The organism is Arthrobacter sp. Alg241-R88 (genome assembly GCF_900537115.1).
In the GTDB taxonomy this organism is placed as follows: domain Bacteria; phylum Actinomycetota; class Actinomycetes; order Actinomycetales; family Micrococcaceae; genus Arthrobacter.
This window is the reverse complement of the sequence record NZ_UNRG01000002.1, coordinates 521702-536924: the sequence shown is the minus strand read 5'-3', so window position 1 is coordinate 536924 and position 15223 is coordinate 521702. Positions and strand designations below refer to the sequence as shown.

Sequence of the window (15223 nt, the reverse complement as noted above, 5' to 3'; positions counted from 1 at the left end):
TGGCTTTACGGGCCCGCGACAGTGCCACTGGGGGTCAGGCGCGGTTCGACGGCGGAACGTCAGTGCCGTCTGTCGGCTCGCCGGGCTTCGCCTTGGGGTGGTTGACGATGGTGCCCTCCACCGGACCGGAGGCGTCAGTGGAGTCGGTCTTGCCGTCGTTCTTCATTTCCTTGACCTCGGATTTGATAATCCGCATGGACTGGCCCAGGCTGCGTGCCATCGCCGGAAGTTTGGGCGCGGCAAAAAGAAGCAAAGCAACAACGATGATAATTACGATGGGCCAGGGGCCATCAAACAGTCTTCCCACGGGAAATCCTTTCGTCTAAGTACATTTTACTTCTATGTGAAGTCCAGATCGCCGAGCGCCTGCGGCTGACCCCGGTCCGCCTTGCGCTGCACTCGTTTGAGGCGGCGTTCTTCCCGTCGGGACGACTTGGATGCCTCGTAATCATGTCGCATGACGGTCGGGGAGGCAAAAACTGCGGAACCCGGCTGCGGCTTCGCTGGATCCGGGGACACGTCCGGCTGCTCGGTGGGGCCCAACTGCCCCAGTTTTTCACCGGCTGCCCCCAAGTCCTTGAGCGTGGCCATGAACTGGCGGAACAGCCGGAAGCCCAAAAAGACGTAGAGGAGAAGCGAGAGCGCAACAAGCGCTACCCATATCAAAATCCAGGACCACCAAGGCATGCTGAGAAGTCTAGCCGCCGTACCGGGCCAGGGACGCCGCCAGCCATGTGCCGGCCGCGTCGGCCAGTTCCACCGGGGCCAGGATCCGGGCGGAACCGCCATGCTGGGCCACGAACATCGGAAGCCAGGCGGTGTTGCCGAACCGGATATCAGCAACCAGCCCGCCGTCGTCGAGCTCGGCCGTACGTTCCGCGTAATAGTCGTCGGCCAACCCCCTCCCCTGCCGGGTGAGCTGGACGGTAACGACCGTATCGTCGTCCCTGGCGGTGAAGAGCTTCGCCGGAACCCCCTCGGCGGGGGTTGTTCCGGCCGGCACCGGCCGCCCGTTCGGATGGAGGTCCTGGACGCGGTCCAGCCGGAAATTCCGCAGCCCTTCAACGGAATGGCAGTAGGCCTCGAAGTACCAGATGTTGTCCAGCGAATAGAGGCGGAGCGGGTCGACGTCGCGTTCCGAGACGCTGTCCCGTTGCGGGGCCAGGTACGTCAGGCGCAGCTGGGATCCGGACTCGATGGCTTGCCGTACCGTGGAGTGTGTCGCGGCATCTGCCGGTGCCATTTCCGGGCCGGCAAGGGAAGCTGCCCGGAGCCCTTCCTCGCCCGCGGCCGCCAGGAGCTTGAGCGTCACCGATTCCAGGGCGCCGCCCTCTGCTACCTCCGGCAGCCCGTTGAGCGTCTCCAGCCCGGTCAGGAGTGCGCAGGCCTCCTCCACGGTGAAGCGGACGGGTTTGGTCAGGTCCAGGTCCTGGGTGATGTAGACGTGATCGTCCTCCCACTGGATGTCCAGCAAATCGTCGGGATATCCCTCCGGAAGGCCTGAACAAATGAGGATTTGCAGATCATCCTCCAGTTCCTTCCTGCTGATCCCGAAGCGGTGTGCGACGTCCTCGATGTGCAGGCCCTGGTTGTGGACCAGGAAGGGCACCAGCTGGAGCATCCGCTTGAGCTGGTCCTCCGAGGTGCGCGCGCGGACGGGCCGGGAGGGAGCGCTGGCGAACCTGAATGTGGGGACAGGGGCGGCGCTGAACTCTGCTGCGGCGCGAAGCCTGCGTCGGACGGCGTCGGCGAGTTCGGCGGGAGCCACTGCCAAAGCGTCAGGGCCGTAGGAAGCGAGCTCTTCGGCCAGGACCTCCGGGTCCCGGTACTCCAGGCTGATCCGCTCGTAGCCCGTTCCAGGTGGTTCTGGGGCGCCGCTGCCCTGTGCAGCTTCCAGCGCAACGTCCTGCGCGACAGCACGGCCGCGCAGTGCCAGCAGCCGCCCTTTTCGGACGTCCACGACGGCGGTGCGCAGCGGCAGTTCCGGCAGGCGGTCCAGTTCCTGCCGGATGTTGAAGTCGCGCGGCGGGGTGAATTGCTCCCGCTCGAGGATGGTCACCGCGCTGGTGAAGCGGGACAGGCGGAAATGGCGGGGTGCCTTCCGTGCCCGGTCGTAGCCGGCAAGGTACCAGTGCCCGAAGCGGCTTCCGAGCCCCCAGGGCTCAACCGTCCGTTGTTCCTCAGTTCCGGTACTGCCTGCAAGATAGGTGAACGTGACGGGGTGCTTGGCGTGCATCGCGGCAACAAGGTCGTCGAAGGCCTGGCCGGCGGGTTTGATCCTGGGCTGGACCCCTGCCGGCAGTTGGACGTCGGCCATCGCTCCGGAGGCCTGGAGCTTCCGCAACGCGCTCTGTGCGGCTGTGCCCAGTGCTGCTCGCTCCCACAACTGGGAGGCCAGGAGAAGTACCGTCCACTCCTCCGGCCCGAGCTGGACGTCCGGCAAGCGGTTGGATTCCTTGCCGATCCGGTAGCGGGTGGTGGCGGGATCATCCTCGCTCCAGCCCAGGTCCGTCAGCGTCTCGACGTCGAAGCCGAATTTGCGAAGATCGCTTTTGTCCCGTTCGAACATGCGGCCAAAGGATGCCTCGTTGCCGGGGGTGTCGCGGTAGATCGTTTCGCGCAGTTCGTTCCGGCGCAGGCCGTACCTCGTGTTGAGCAGGGCGATCAGCAGGTTCAGGAGGCGTTCAGTACGGGATGCGGACACCCTCGTTACGTTACTAAACTCCGCGCCGTAACGCAGGAAGCGCGGCAGCAACAGGATGTGATGGTCCTGTTGCTGCCGCGCTCCGCACGGATTGCTGCTGGGGTCAGCGAACGCCCACGAGGTCAACCACGAAGATCAGGGCTTCGTTGGGAGCGATGGCCCCACCGGCGCCACGGGAACCGTAGGCAAGCTCGGAGGGGATTTCGAGGCGGCGACGGCCGCCAACCTTCATGCCCAGGAGGCCCTGGTCCCAGCCCTGGATGACCTGTCCCACTCCCACCCGGAAGTCCAGCGGTGCGCCGCGGCCCCAGGAGGCGTCGAATTCCTCACCCGTGGACCAGGCGACTCCGACGTAGTGGGTGGAAACGGTATCTCCGGCCTTTGCTTCGCGGCCGTCCCCCTCGATGAGGTCGGTGATGACGAGTTCCGTGGGAACGTCGCCCTCGGGGAAGTCGATTTCGGGCTTCTGGCGGTCAAATTCCCGCTGTCCAAAAGACATGGTTGCTCCTTGATGTCCTGTAGTTGGTGTGTTGCTTGGATGCCGCGGCGGTGGCCGGGCCTGTTGCCATTGTTGCTACTTGGCTCCGAGGATGTCCACTACGAAGACAAGATCACCCTTGGCTTCGCCCTGGCCGGCGTCGCCGTAGGCCAGGTCCTTGGGGATCACCAGCAGGACGCGTGAGCCTACGGTCTTGCCGGCCAGGCCCTGGGTCCAGCCCTTGATGACGCCGGTAAGGGGGAAGGAGGCGGGCTCGCCACGGTCGAAGCTCGAGTCGAACTTCGTTCCGCCCACCAGGTTGACGCCCACGTAGTTCACCGTCAGGGTGTCGGACTCCTTGACAGTGGCGCCGTTGCCCTTGATGAGGTCCTGGGAGACCAAGGCGGTGGGAGCAGCAACTCCTTCGACAGAAATCTCCGGAACGCCGTCTTTCTCAGTGACGGTGGGCAGCCCGGCAGGCGGGGTGACTGTCTCACCTTCGGGCTTCTCAAGCACCGGGGTGACGTCGGAGGCGGAAAGAACCTTGATCACCAGCAGCTGCGTGGGCTGGGCTTCGCCGCCAGCGGCAGCGGCCTGGCCGGGAACGGCAAGTGCGAGGGTGGAACCAACCTTGGCGCCCACAAACGCGTTGTAGATGACTTCGCTGCCGGTCTTCAATTCCTCGTTGAGCTCCAAGGGCTCGGGCTCGCTGGCGAACGTGTCCTCGAGAGTGGATCCATCCGTACCGTTCAGGGCGAGGATGGAGATGTTGGCGATCTGGTTCGCCTTCACGCGGTCGCCGTCGCCCTCTGTGACCACCTTGACGGTGGGTTCTGCCACTTCCAGCGGCTTGGTGAACTCCACGCCCGGAGCTTTTTTGTCCCCGTTTTCGGTCAGTTTGAGGGAGTCGAACTTTGCAGTCTCGCCAGCGGACTTGCTGGTGGGTTCCGGCTCCGCGGTTGAACCGCCGCAGGCGGTCAACAGCAGCAGAGCGGGAAGAAGGATTGCTAGTAGTCGGCGCACGTAAGAGAACTTTCGTCGGGGCAAGATGGAGGCGGTGGTCCGCAACTCGGGCGGGCGGCACCGCGGCAGGGCCTTTAATGGGCCCTATCCAGAATAGCCCCTGAAGCTGGGTGTCAGCCCATAGAGTCGAGAAGGGCATCCACGCGATCATCGACGCTGCGGAACGGATCCTTGCACAGGATTGTCTGGTGTGCCCGGTCGTTCAGTTTCAGGTGCACCCAGTCCACGGTGTAGTCCCGGCCCAACTCCTGCGCCCGCCGGACAAAGTCACCGCGAAGCTTTGCGCGCGTGGTCTGCGGCGGCGCGTCAACGGCGTCCTTGATAACTGTGTCGTCCACAATCCGCCGGACGGCCCCGCGGCCCTGAAGCAGGTAGTAGAGGCCGCGGCTGCGGGAGATGTCGTGGTACGTCAGGTCAAGCTGGGCTATCCGTGGGGCGTCCAGCCCGAGCCCGTGGCGTTCCCGGTAGTTGTCCATCAGCTTCTTTTTGATGGCCCAGTCAATCTCGGTGTCGATGCCCCGCGTGTCGCCGCTTTCGATGGCCTTCAGCGTACGTTCCCAGAGGTCGAGGATCACCGGGACATGGGCGTTGTGGGCACCGTGCTCTTTGACGAAGGCAGTTACTTTGGTGAGGTACTCCTGCTGGATTTCCAAAGCGGTAAGCTGGCGCCCGTTGGCGAGGCGGACCAGTGCCCGGCCGCTGAGGTCGTGGGAGATTTCGCGGATGCTGCGGATGGGGTTTTCCATCCGCATGTCCCGCATGATGACCCCTGCCTCGATCATTCTCAGGACCAGGTCAACGGTGCCCACCTTCATCAGGGCCGTGGCTTCGGACATGTTCGAATCGCCGACGATGACGTGCAGTCGGCGGTAGAACTCGGCATCCGCGTGCGGTTCGTCGCGGGTGTTGATGATGGGGCGGGACCGGGTCGTGGCCGAGGAGACCCCTTCCCAGATATGGTCCGCCCGCTGGGAGAAGGCGAAAGTTGCACCGTGCGGGGTCTTCAGGATTTTCCCGGCGCCGGCGATGAGCTGCCGGGTGACCAGGAAGGGAATCAGGATCTCGGCCAGCCGGGAAAATTCACCGCGGCGGGGAATCAGGTAATTCTCATGGCTGCCGTAGGAGTTCCCGGCGGAGTCAGTGTTGTTCTTGAACAAATAGACCGTGCCGTTGAAGCCCTCAGCCCCGAGGCGGGCCTGCGCCTCGTCCACGAGGTCGTCGAGAATCAGCTCCCCTGCCCGGTCATGTGCGATGAGCTGCGCGAGGTCGTCACACTCGGCCGTGGCGTATTCGGGATGGGAGCCGACATCGAGGTACAGCCTCGAGCCGTTGGTGAGGAAGACGTTGGATGAACGGCCCCAGCTGACCACCTTGCGGAAGAGGTACCGGGCCACCTCCTCCGGGGCAAGAGGCCTCGAGTCGGGGCTGGAATACGAAATCCCGAATTCCGTTTCGATACCGAAGATTCTCTTGTCCATCTGTCCTCCTAGGCCAGCAATGCAGTGATATCCGCGTCGTCGAGCCTGCGGAAGGCGCGCCGCGAACCCCGCGAGCTCTCCGATGACCTGTCCAGCACGGCAACTTCCACGGCCTGTACAGGCAATGCCTTTGGCTGTTCGCCGGTCTCGGTGGCCGGAACCAGTGCTGCCATGGCAAGCCGCAAGGCGTCTGCAAAGCTCATTGAACTCCGCCAGCCCTGATCGATGGCTGAGGACACCTTGTCTGCCTGGCCGCCCATCACAACAAACTGGTGCTCGTCTGCAATGGAGCCGTCGAAAGTCAGGCGGTAGAGGTGGTCCTCGGCCTGGGTGGGGCCTACCTCCGCCACTGCGAGTTCAACCTCGAATGGCTTCTGCTCGGCGGTAAATACTGCGCCGAGACTTTGTGCATAGACGCTGGCGAGGCCGCGGGCGGTAACGTCCTCGCGGTCATAGGAGTAGCCGCGGACGTCCGCGTACCTGACGCCGGCCTGCCGGAGGCTTTCGAATTCGTTGTACTTCCCGACAGCCGCGAATGCGATCTTGTCGTAAATCTCGCCGATCTTATGCAGGGACGGGGAGGGGTTCTCGGCGACCAGGGCAATGCCGTCCGCGCAGCTGATGACCGCAACTGACCTGCCTCGGGCTATTCCCTTCCGTGCGAAATCCGCACGGTCCTTCATCAGCTGCTCTGGCGATACGTAAAACTGCTGCGTCATCTCAGGCCTCACGTCCGGCGTTGGTGCGGGCCTCGATGATGTTCCCAGCGGCCGCCGCGAGAACGTTCTCGGCTACCCGCCGTGCGCCCGCCCTGTCCACCGTGTAAATGACAGGCCAAAGTTGGCGTACGGTATCCGGTCCGCCCGTGGCGGAATCGTCGTCGGCGGCGTCGTAGAGGGCCTCGACGGCGATGGACACCGCTTCAGCCTCGCTCAGGTTTGGACGCCACAGCTTTTTCAGGGCGCCCCGGGCAAAAACAGAGCCTGAACCGACCGTATGGTGCTCATGTTCCTCGTACCGGCCCCCCGTAACGTCATAGGAGAACAGCCTTCCCACGCCGGCGCTGGTATCAAAGCCGGCGAAGAGCGGCACCACAGCGAGTCCCTGCATGGCGAGGGGCAGGTTGCCGCGGATCATCGCTCCCAGCCTGTTGGCTTTACCTTCCAGGCTGAGGAGGGTGCCCTCTATTTTCTCGTAGTGTTCCAGTTCCACCTGGAACAGTCGGGTGAGGTCAATCGCTATGCCGGCAGTGCCGGCGATGCCGAGGACGGAATAACGGTCGGCAGGGAAGACTTTTTCAATGTGCCTGCTGGCTATCACGTTGCCCATGGTGGCCCGCCGGTCCCCGGCCATCAGCACACCGCCGGCGTAGCTCATGGCCACAATGGTGGTGGCATGCGGAACCTGCAGCGGTGGGGTCCCGGGCACGGTGGCCTGATGCCCCCTGTTATACGGCAGGAGTTCCGGCCGGTCCCGCTGCAGATGTTCCGTGAAGGACGAGGTGGCGTTGGCGGCTACCTGGTTGGCGGTTGATTCCTGCACTCATGCACTCCTTGAACGTAGTTCTTCAACGTCGGTACAGATTCCGGCCGTCCGCGGCATCCGCCACCCACCGGTCCGGGTTACTGGCCGCCTTTTTGGACGAAGGCGCGCACGAACTCCTCGGCGTTGGATTCGAGCACTCCGTCGATCTCGTCGAGGAGGTCATCCACGCCTTCGGTTGATGCTGATGCCTGCGCTTCGGGCGGCGCGGGCGGGGCCTCGGGAATGTCCTCGTCGACCTGGGTATCGCGCGATTGCGGCTGCTGCTGCTCCTGGCCTGCCATCTTTACCTCTCCCTTTCCTGCCGTCGGATCCGGCGGATCCTCCGATATGCCAATCCTGCCACGATGCAGGCCTTCCGGCGCGGTTTATGCCGCAGGCGGAGTTCTGTTGTGTCCCAGGAGTTCCGCGAGGAAGGGGCCTGCTTCCCGGTAGCGCTCAAATAACGCTCCGGTCAGGGCTTTGGTTCCCCGAAGGGGTTCCCGGGTGGGCACCCGCTGAAGCCTGCCGTAGCCCGGAACGTCGAAGATGACCGAGTCCCAGCTGGCCCCCACCACGTCCTTGCCGAAGCTGCTGATGCACTTGCCCCGGAAGAACGCACGGGTGTCCGGCGGCGGCTCACCCACGGCAGCCGCTATGGCGCCGTCGTCGACAATCCTGTCCACGCGGTTCCTGGCGAGGAAGCGGTAGTAAAGGCCTTTTTCCGGCCTGATGTCGGCCCACTGAAGGTCAACCAGCCCAAGCCGGGCGTCGCTCCACTCCAGGCCGTCACGTTCGCGGTAGCCCTCAAGGAGCGAGAGCTTTGCGACCCACTCAACGGACCGGGCAGCCGCTGCCCGGTCGCTGTCCAGTTGGGTGAGGACGGTGGCCCACCGGTCCAGCACGTCGTGGGTGTGGCCATCGCCGTCCACGGCATCACCGACCCCGGTGTCCTGTGCCAGCTTTGCAGCGGCTTCGTGATACATCCACTGGAGGTCAAGGGCTGTGACACGCCTGCCGTCCAGCAACCGAAGTGTCGCAGTAAGGGAGGTGTCGTGGCTGACAGTTTGCAGGGCGGCCACCGGTTCGTACACCTCGATCTTTGGCGCGAGCCCGGCTTCGATAAGGCTGAGGACCATGGCCGTTGTCCCGAACTTCAGGTAGTTGGAAACCTGGCTGAGGTTGGCATCGCCGATGATGACGTGCAGGCGGCGGTATTTGTCCGCGGTGGAGTGCGGTTCGTCCCGGGTGTTGATGATGGGACGCCGGATGGTGGTTTCGAGGCCCACCTCGGCCTCGAAGAAATCCGCCCGCTGGCTGATCTGGTAGCCGGGGGTGGAAGCGTCCTGTCCGATCCCCACCCGGCCGGACCCGCACAGGATCTGGCGACTGACGAAGAAGGGCGTCAACCCGCGGACGATATCCCCGAACGGAACTGAGCGGGGCATGAGGTAGTTCTCGTGGGACCCGTAGGACACCGATTTGTTGTCTGTGTTGTTCTTGTAGAGGTTCACCGGTGGCAGGTCGGGATCAGCGGACAGCCGCCGCACCGAGGCCAGCGCCACGAGGTCGCCGGCAGCATCCCACGTGACGGCATCACGGGGGTTCGTCACCTCAGGGCTTGAATACTCCGGATGGGCGTGGTCAACGTATAACCTGGCTCCGTTGCCGAGGACCATGTTCATCAGGAGGGTGCCGGACTCATCCTGCCCGTCGAGTTCGAGTTCCTCCCGGCCGTAGGCCAGCGCAACGGCTTCCGCGTCCAGCACCGGCGGCTGGTCGGTCAGCTGGCTGGGGTGCGCGGATCCCCTGTCCACCGTCCAGCCCCGTGCGTCATGGAGGGGTTCCTCGTCGGTGTAGTCCCACCGCGTTTCCGCCCCGCCTGCGGCACGCTGGCGGGTCACCTGGGCATATGCCTGAACCACCCTCGCGCTCATCATGGTGGCGTTCGCCGACGGAGCGGACGGGGCATGGATGCCGTATTCGGTTTCTGCTCCCATGACCCGCAAGGCCCCGCCTACGGGGAGGGCTCCCCCGGCGGCAGGTTCCTGCGCAGCCGTCATAGATACTGCCCTGTGGTCGGCATTGTTTCGATCGACTTTCCAGGCTCCTGGCCGGCTTTGCCCTGAACGATGGTGCGGATGTAGGTGATCCGTTCACCCTTCTTGCCGGAGATCCGGGCCCAGTCGTCCGGATTGGTGGTATTGGGCATGTCCTCGTGTTCACGGAACTCGTCCACCACGGCCCGCAGCAGGTGCTCGATCCGCAGCCCCTTCTGGTGGGTGGTCAGCAGATCCTTGATGGCGTACTTTTTCGCCCGGTCCACGACGTTCTGCACTACGGCGCCGGAGTTGAAGTCCTTGAAGTACAGCATCTCGGTGTCACCGTTCGCGTACGTGACTTCCAGGAACTCGTTCGACTTGTCCGTGGAGTACATGGCTTCCACCGTGCGCTGGACCATGGCGTCCACCGTTGCCTGGACGTCACCGTCGTGCTCGGCGAGGTCGGACTCGTGGAACGGCAGGTCCGGAGTGATGTACTTGTTGAAGATGTCCGCAGCAGCCTCGGCATCCGGGCGGTGGATCTTGACCTTAACATCCAGCCGGCCGGGCCGAAGGATGGCCGGGTCGATCATGTCCTCACGGTTGGACGCGCCGATCACGATGACGTTGTCGAGCCGCTCCACCCCATCGATCTCGCTGAGCAGCTGGGGCACGATGGTGGTTTCGACGTCGGACGAAATCCCTGTGCCGCGGGTGCGGAACAGCGAGTCCATCTCGTCAAAAAAGACCACGACGGGGCTGCCGTCTGACGCCTTTTCCCGGGCGCGGGAGAAGATGAGCCGGATGTGGCGCTCCGTTTCGCCTACGTACTTGTCCAGGAGTTCCGGGCCCTTGATGTTCAGGAAGTAGCTTTTCAGGTCCACGTTTCCGGACCGCTCCGCGGCACGGGCAGCCAGTGAATTGGCCACGGCCTTGGCGATGAGGGTCTTGCCGCAGCCGGGAGGGCCGTAAAGCAGGATGCCCTTGGGCGCCTTCAGGCCGTGTTCCCGGTAAAGGTCCGGATGCAGGAAGGGCAGTTCGACGGCGTCGCGGATCTGTTCGATCTGCGGTCCCAGTCCACCGATGTCCTCGTACGTAATGTCGGGGACCTCTTCGAGGACCAGGTTCTCCACCTCGGACCGCGGCACTTTCTCCAGCGCGTAGCCGGTCCTCGAGTCGATGGAGAGGGCATCGCCCACCCGGAGCTTTTCGGCGAGCAGCGCACCGGAAAGCCGGACCACCCGTTCCTCATCCGCCCGGCCCACCACGAGAACGCGGTCCGAGCCGAGCATCTCCTTCAGGGTGGCCAGTTCGCCCGCCCGCTCGTAACCGAGCCCGGCGACGACGAGGAGCGCCTCGTTGAGGAGGACTTCCTGGCCCACGGCCAGCTGGTTGATGTTCACCAGCGGGCTGATGCCCACCCGCATTTTCCGGCCGGCGTTGAAGATGTCCACTGATTCTTCCGTGGCCGCCTGCCCGCTGCTGCCTGGCGAGGGCTGCCTCCGCGGGTTCAGCTGGAGAATGGTGCCGAAGCTGTAGGGAGGTTGTCCTTCCTGGTCCAACGCGTTCTTCAGCCGGAGAATCTCGGCCTTCGCGGCCTCAAGCATCGTGACCAGCTTGGTATTGTTCTGCGTTGCCGCAGCCAACTGGCGGTCGATGTGCCTGAGCTTGTCCCTAAGGATGTTGACCTGGCGGTCGGCAACCGAGAGGTCGTTGGCGGCAGACTGCTCTGCCGGTGTACGTCCGGAGTCCTGGTTTGGCGTCTCCATGATGTATCAGCCCCTTCCTGCGCTTCTATTAAGACCTTAGTCCCAAGATGGCAGGTAGGGTGGGAGACTCCCGAAATATGGACTAGTTCGTGATGTCCGGCGTGTCCTTGACGTTTGTGCCCGCAATGGCATCGCGGGCGGCGCGCCGAAGCTTTTTGTCCGAGACCAGCCGCTCCCCCACAGCGCCCGGCGTCCAGGCGTTGACGTCCTCCTCGTTAAAGTCTGTCTTCGAGGGGCGCCGTTTGACCGAGATGCCTGTGACGCCGTCGGCCAGCCGGCGGGTGACCAGCAGGAAGCCGGTGTGGGCCACCATGCGGTGGTCGGGGCGGACGGCGAGGCCCTCGAGGTGCCAGCCACGGACCATGGACTCCCAGGCGTCCGGCTCAGTAAACCGGCCGTCGGCGCGAATGGCCTCCGCTGTCCTTGAGAGCTGGGTGACGGTAGCCACGTAATTGATCCACACGCCGCCCGGGGCCAGGACCGTAGCCACGGCATCGAGGCACTCCCAGGGCGCGAGCATGTCCAGGACCACGCGGTCCACGGAGCCCGGGGCCTCGCTGCGCACCACTTCCTCCTGGAAGTCGCCAAGGGAGATCTGCCAGGCAGGGTGCGGGCCGCCGAAGATCGTCTCGACGTTTCCACGGGCGATGTCCGCGAATTCTTCACGCCGTTCAAAAGAGTGCAGGTAGCCGTTGTCTCCCACAGCGCGGAGCAGCGAGATGGAGAGGGCGCCGGAGCCAACCCCTGCTTCCACTACCCGGGCACCGGGGAAGATGTCGGCCATGGTAACGATCTGCCCGGCATCCTTCGGGTACACCACGGCAGCTCCGCGGGGCATGGAGAGGACGAAATCGGAGAGCAGCGGGCGCAGGGTCTGGTACTGCTGGCCCACGTTGTTGACCACTACCGAGCCGTCAACCTTGCCGATGATGTCATCGTGGTTCAGGAAACCGCGGTGGGTATGGAAAGCACCGCCACTTTCGAGGGTGATCGTGTTCATGCGCCCCCGCTCGTCGGTCAACTGCACGCGTTCGCCTTCCCGGAAGGGACCGCGGCGACGGGCAGCTCCCACCGGCTGCGAGCCGCTGGCGGCAACACCGGACTGGGCTGCTGCTGTGGCTTCGTTGACGGCAGTTTCGCTGCTCATGATTTTCCTCGCTCCTGTAAAACTGTGGTGCCCCCGCGCCAATGTCCTTAAGGACATTGTGGCTTCTGCGGCGGCAATGCACGACCGGCAGGTAACTCTACCGGTTCCTGCCCTGCGGGTGCCTACCGGGTTGCTGGCGCCTGCCCGTGATGGCGGACAGCACCGCGTCCTGGGAAAGCAGCCCGGTCACCCTGCCGTTATGGTCCACTACGGCGTAGTCCCGTCCTTCGAGCTGGGAGAGGAAGTGCAGGAGTTCCTGTCCCTTCGACCATTCCGGTACGTAGGCGCCCGCGGCAAGGGCATAGGACACAGCAGTGATGGGAGTTGCCCCGGCGGCAGCGGCCGGAACCGAAGCCAGCGCAGCAGGATCCACAACGGCCTCGGGCCGTCCCCCATGGCCGTAAACCACCACCGACGTTCTGTCCGGTGCGCCAAGCCGAAGTGCGTCCTGCACCGACGCCGTGGCAGGCAGGCCGACGGCGGGCGTCGACAACCCTGCCGCGCTGACCAGATGCAGCCGTCCGCGCAGCGTTCCCTGCTGGATGGCGGCCGAGGCTCCCATCCACAGGAAGCCGCCCACCAGCACGGTAATCATGAGAAGGCTGAACTCCGGTGAGTCACCGGCAAGCAGCGGCCGGAGGATGAACCAGTAGACGAGCGCAACCACGATGAGGCGGCCGCCCCAACCTGCTGCCACCGTTCCCTTGGCTTGGCTGCCGGTGGCCTTCCAGACGGCGGATTCCACCAGCCGGCCTCCGTCCAGTGGGAGCCCCGGCAGGACGTTGAAGACGGCAATCAGGAAGTTTGCCCACATAAAGATGTTGGTGAGGATTTCGGCGACGCTGCCAAGTGGGGCTCCGGTGAGAAGCAGCCAGGCGCCTGCGGCCAGGACAAAGTTGGCGGCGGGGCCGGCCAGGGCCACCAGCACGGACCGTCCCGGCGTGGCAGTGAAGCTCTCGAACTGCGTATGCCCGCCCCAGAGGTTGAGCACGATCTTCTGGGTTGGCCACCCATAGATCTTGGCCGTCAGGGCATGGGCCAGTTCATGGACCAGGACGGAGACGAGCAGCAGGACAGCGTAGGCGAAAGCGATGACGTAGGCGCTGGCACCAAGGGCAGGGTTGTTCCGGCCAAGTACCGGCCCGTAGACAATCACAGTGAAGGCTGCGATGAGGAACCACGAATACGCCAGGACAACGGGAACACCGGCAATCCTGCCCAAGGGGATTCCCTCCCGGCGGACCGGGGCCGCCGTCTCAGTCATGGGAGGTCTCCAGCAGTCCGGCCGGTGTTGCAGCGGACGGCGCCGCTGAGCGGGCCACCACCAGGTCCTCGAGATCAGCCAGGTACCGTCCCGCCAGGGACTCCCATAACGTGTACCGCTCGTCTTCAGGCAGTGGAACGATGTGGGGAATGGCGACGGTGGCCACCCCGGACGCCACTGCAGCGGCCACTCCCGGTTCCGAATCTTCAAGCGCCACGCAGTGGTGGATCGCCAGGCCGGCGTCATCTTCCTGGAGCAGTTCCACGGCTTTCAGGTATGCCTCCGGGTGCGGCTTTCCTTGCGCCACGGTATCCCCGGTGACTACCACTTCAAAGTAGGGGCGGGGAAGGCTTGACACCACCTCCCGGGCCAGCGGCCCCTCGGACATGGTCACCAGGGCGCACCGCACGCCGGCAAGGTGGAGGTCTTCCAGGAGCTCCCGCGCACCCGGGCGCCACGGCACCCGACGCCTAACGCTGGCCACTACTTCGGCCGTGAGGGTGTCAATGATCTCGCGGATCCCAAGATCGACGCCGGCCTGCTGGAGGAGGCCGGCGGAGAACGTCAAAGACTGTCCTACGAGCTGCATGGCCTGTTCATGGGACCAGGTTCCGCCGTGGGCTTCCACCAGCGCATGTTCAGCCGCTATCCAGTAGGGCTCCGTATCCACGATGGTGCCGTCCATGTCCCAGAGGACGGCTTTGAGCGGGGAACTGGTGGCTGGCGGTCGCATGCCCCCAGTCTACGGGGACTGTCTGGACGGGGGCTGTGGCTACGCCCTCGGCGAATACGGCCTGGTTTGCTGCCTCTTCGGGAGATTCAGACGCATTTTTCGGCGCTTCATTCAATGCAAGACCCTGCTCCTTGGACGTAGGGTGAAGAAATGAATAGCTTCGAGGGAGACACCACCGACCCGGGTGCCGGACCCGCCCGTGAGCGCTTCCTGCAGCCTGTGGCTGACGGGCAGCGCGTCACAGTGATGCTGGCCGCCTTTGAAGGCTGGAACGACGCCGGGGAGGCTGCAAGCGACTCGCTGCGCTACCTCAATAAGCTCTGGGGCGGCAAGAAAGTGGCGTCCATAGACGCCGACGAGTACTACGATTTCCAGTTCACAAGGCCCACCGTGCGCAGGAATGCTGCCGGGGAACGCAAGATCAAGTGGCCCTCCACCCGGATCTACAAGGCCAGCGCACCCGGCTCGAACGTTGACGTCATTTTTGTCCAGGGCACCGAGCCGTCCTATAAATGGCGGGCTTACACGGCAGAACTCCTGGTGCACGCCGAAGCACTGAACGTCGACTATGTAGTCCTGGTGGGCGCACTGCTGGCAGATGTTCCGCATAGCCGGCCCATTCCGGTGAGCACGTCCTCCGATGACGCACCGCTGCGGGAACGCATGAACCTGGAAGCCTCGCAGTACGAAGGCCCGGTGGGAATTGTCGGAGTTCTCTCCGAGGTGTCCCTCCTGGCAGGCATCCCCACGGTCTCGCTGTGGGCCGCCGTCCCCCACTATGTTGCGCAGGCGCCATCGCCGAAGGCACAGCTGGCCCTCCTCCACCGGATTGAGGAACTGCTCCAGGTTCCCCTGGACACGCACGAGCTGGCGGAGGAAGCGGACGCCTGGGAGCGGGGCGTGGACGAGCTGGCCACCGAGGATCCGGAAATCGCGGCCTACGTGCGGCAGTTGGAAGAGGCCAAAGACACCGCTGACCTCCCGGAAGCCACGGGCGAGTCCATTGCCCGCGAGTTTGAGCGTTATCTCAAGCGGCGGGGCCAGGACAGGCCCTGACAGCGGGC

General features: G+C 64.4%; 15 protein-coding genes. 1 reads left to right on the top strand and 14 read right to left on the bottom strand.

Going from position 1 to position 15223, the window contains the following annotated elements; translation table 11 throughout:
• Positions 1 to 34 precede the first annotated feature (34 nt).
• The 14 genes from tatA to G6R19_RS07225 all read right to left on the bottom strand — a co-directional run bounded on the left by tatA (position 35) and on the right by G6R19_RS07225 (position 14159).
• Positions 35 to 307, bottom strand: coding sequence for a Sec-independent protein translocase subunit TatA (gene tatA, locus G6R19_RS07290; protein ID WP_104997977.1), 273 nt, complete (start codon positions 305 to 307; stop codon positions 35 to 37).
• A 32-nt stretch (positions 308 to 339) separates the two neighbouring features.
• Positions 340 to 687 (bottom strand): hypothetical protein, encoded by a 348-nt coding sequence (locus G6R19_RS07285; RefSeq protein ID WP_163163748.1) that lies wholly within the window; start codon positions 685 to 687, stop codon positions 340 to 342.
• A gap of 10 nt (positions 688 to 697) precedes the next feature.
• Complete coding sequence (locus G6R19_RS07280) at positions 698 to 2704, bottom strand: WYL domain-containing protein (RefSeq protein WP_163163747.1); 2007 nt, start codon at positions 2702 to 2704, stop codon at positions 698 to 700.
• Between the two features lie 103 nt (positions 2705 to 2807).
• A complete protein-coding gene (locus G6R19_RS07275; protein WP_066275847.1) occupies positions 2808 to 3203 on the bottom strand; it encodes an FKBP-type peptidyl-prolyl cis-trans isomerase in 396 nt (131 codons plus the stop codon).
• A gap of 75 nt (positions 3204 to 3278) precedes the next feature.
• Positions 3279 to 4205 carry an FKBP-type peptidyl-prolyl cis-trans isomerase gene (locus tag G6R19_RS07270; protein ID WP_163163745.1) on the bottom strand — a complete coding sequence of 309 codons (927 nt, stop codon included), beginning with the start codon at positions 4203 to 4205 and terminating at the stop codon, positions 3279 to 3281.
• Positions 4206 to 4318: 113 nt separating this feature from the next.
• Entirely contained in the window at positions 4319 to 5683 is a 1365-nt protein-coding gene (gene pafA, locus G6R19_RS07265; protein ID WP_163163743.1) for a Pup--protein ligase, read from the bottom strand.
• An 8-nt stretch (positions 5684 to 5691) separates the two neighbouring features.
• Positions 5692 to 6402: a proteasome subunit alpha gene (gene prcA, locus G6R19_RS07260; protein WP_163163741.1), complete on the bottom strand. Its 711-nt coding sequence runs from the start codon at positions 6400 to 6402 to the stop codon at positions 5692 to 5694.
• Between the two features lies 1 nt (position 6403).
• Positions 6404 to 7225 (bottom strand): proteasome subunit beta, encoded by an 822-nt coding sequence (gene prcB, locus G6R19_RS07255; protein ID WP_163163739.1) that lies wholly within the window; start codon positions 7223 to 7225, stop codon positions 6404 to 6406.
• Positions 7226 to 7305: 80 nt separating this feature from the next.
• Positions 7306 to 7509 carry a ubiquitin-like protein Pup gene (locus G6R19_RS07250; RefSeq protein WP_141941378.1) on the bottom strand — a complete coding sequence of 68 codons (204 nt, stop codon included), beginning with the start codon at positions 7507 to 7509 and terminating at the stop codon, positions 7306 to 7308.
• Positions 7510 to 7593: 84 nt separating this feature from the next.
• Positions 7594 to 9267, bottom strand: coding sequence for a depupylase/deamidase Dop (gene dop, locus G6R19_RS07245; RefSeq protein ID WP_163163738.1), 1674 nt, complete (start codon positions 9265 to 9267; stop codon positions 7594 to 7596).
• On the bottom strand, positions 9264 to 11015 hold the full coding sequence (arc, locus tag G6R19_RS07240) for a proteasome ATPase (RefSeq protein ID WP_163163736.1): 1752 nt from the start codon (positions 11013 to 11015) through the stop codon (positions 9264 to 9266). Before arc ends, dop begins: the two co-directional genes overlap by 4 nt.
• Before the next feature lie 82 nt (positions 11016 to 11097).
• Positions 11098 to 12162: a tRNA (adenine-N1)-methyltransferase gene (locus tag G6R19_RS07235; protein ID WP_163163734.1), complete on the bottom strand. Its 1065-nt coding sequence runs from the start codon at positions 12160 to 12162 to the stop codon at positions 11098 to 11100.
• Between the two features lie 97 nt (positions 12163 to 12259).
• On the bottom strand, positions 12260 to 13426 hold the full coding sequence (locus G6R19_RS07230; RefSeq protein WP_163163732.1) for a site-2 protease family protein: 1167 nt from the start codon (positions 13424 to 13426) through the stop codon (positions 12260 to 12262).
• Complete coding sequence (locus G6R19_RS07225; RefSeq protein ID WP_163163730.1) at positions 13419 to 14159, bottom strand: HAD family phosphatase; 741 nt, start codon at positions 14157 to 14159, stop codon at positions 13419 to 13421. Before G6R19_RS07225 ends, G6R19_RS07230 begins: the two co-directional genes overlap by 8 nt.
• Positions 14160 to 14309: 150 nt before the next feature.
• Here G6R19_RS07225 and G6R19_RS07220 point away from each other — a divergent pair, with 150 nt between their 5' ends.
• A complete protein-coding gene (locus tag G6R19_RS07220; protein WP_163163728.1) occupies positions 14310 to 15215 on the top strand; it encodes a PAC2 family protein in 906 nt (301 codons plus the stop codon).
• Positions 15216 to 15223 lie beyond the last annotated feature (8 nt).

Coding starts and splice junctions, on each gene's coding strand:
- G6R19_RS07285 (WP_163163748.1), bottom strand. CDS start 687: ATGCCTTGGTGGTCCTGGATTTTGATATGGGTAGCGCTTGTTGCGCTC.
- G6R19_RS07275 (WP_066275847.1), bottom strand. CDS start 3,203: ATGTCTTTTGGACAGCGGGAATTTGACCGCCAGAAGCCCGAAATCGAC.
- pafA (WP_163163743.1), bottom strand. CDS start 5,683: ATGGACAAGAGAATCTTCGGTATCGAAACGGAATTCGGGATTTCGTAT.
- prcA (WP_163163741.1), bottom strand. CDS start 6,402: ATGACGCAGCAGTTTTACGTATCGCCAGAGCAGCTGATGAAGGACCGT.
- G6R19_RS07250 (WP_141941378.1), bottom strand. CDS start 7,509: ATGGCAGGCCAGGAGCAGCAGCAGCCGCAATCGCGCGATACCCAGGTC.
- dop (WP_163163738.1), bottom strand. CDS start 9,267: ATGACGGCTGCGCAGGAACCTGCCGCCGGGGGAGCCCTCCCCGTAGGC.
- arc (WP_163163736.1), bottom strand. CDS start 11,015: ATGGAGACGCCAAACCAGGACTCCGGACGTACACCGGCAGAGCAGTCT.
- G6R19_RS07235 (WP_163163734.1), bottom strand. CDS start 12,162: ATGAGCAGCGAAACTGCCGTCAACGAAGCCACAGCAGCAGCCCAGTCC.
- G6R19_RS07230 (WP_163163732.1), bottom strand. CDS start 13,426: ATGACTGAGACGGCGGCCCCGGTCCGCCGGGAGGGAATCCCCTTGGGC.
- G6R19_RS07225 (WP_163163730.1), bottom strand. CDS start 14,159: ATGCGACCGCCAGCCACCAGTTCCCCGCTCAAAGCCGTCCTCTGGGAC.
- G6R19_RS07220 (WP_163163728.1), top strand. CDS start 14,310: ATGAATAGCTTCGAGGGAGACACCACCGACCCGGGTGCCGGACCCGCC.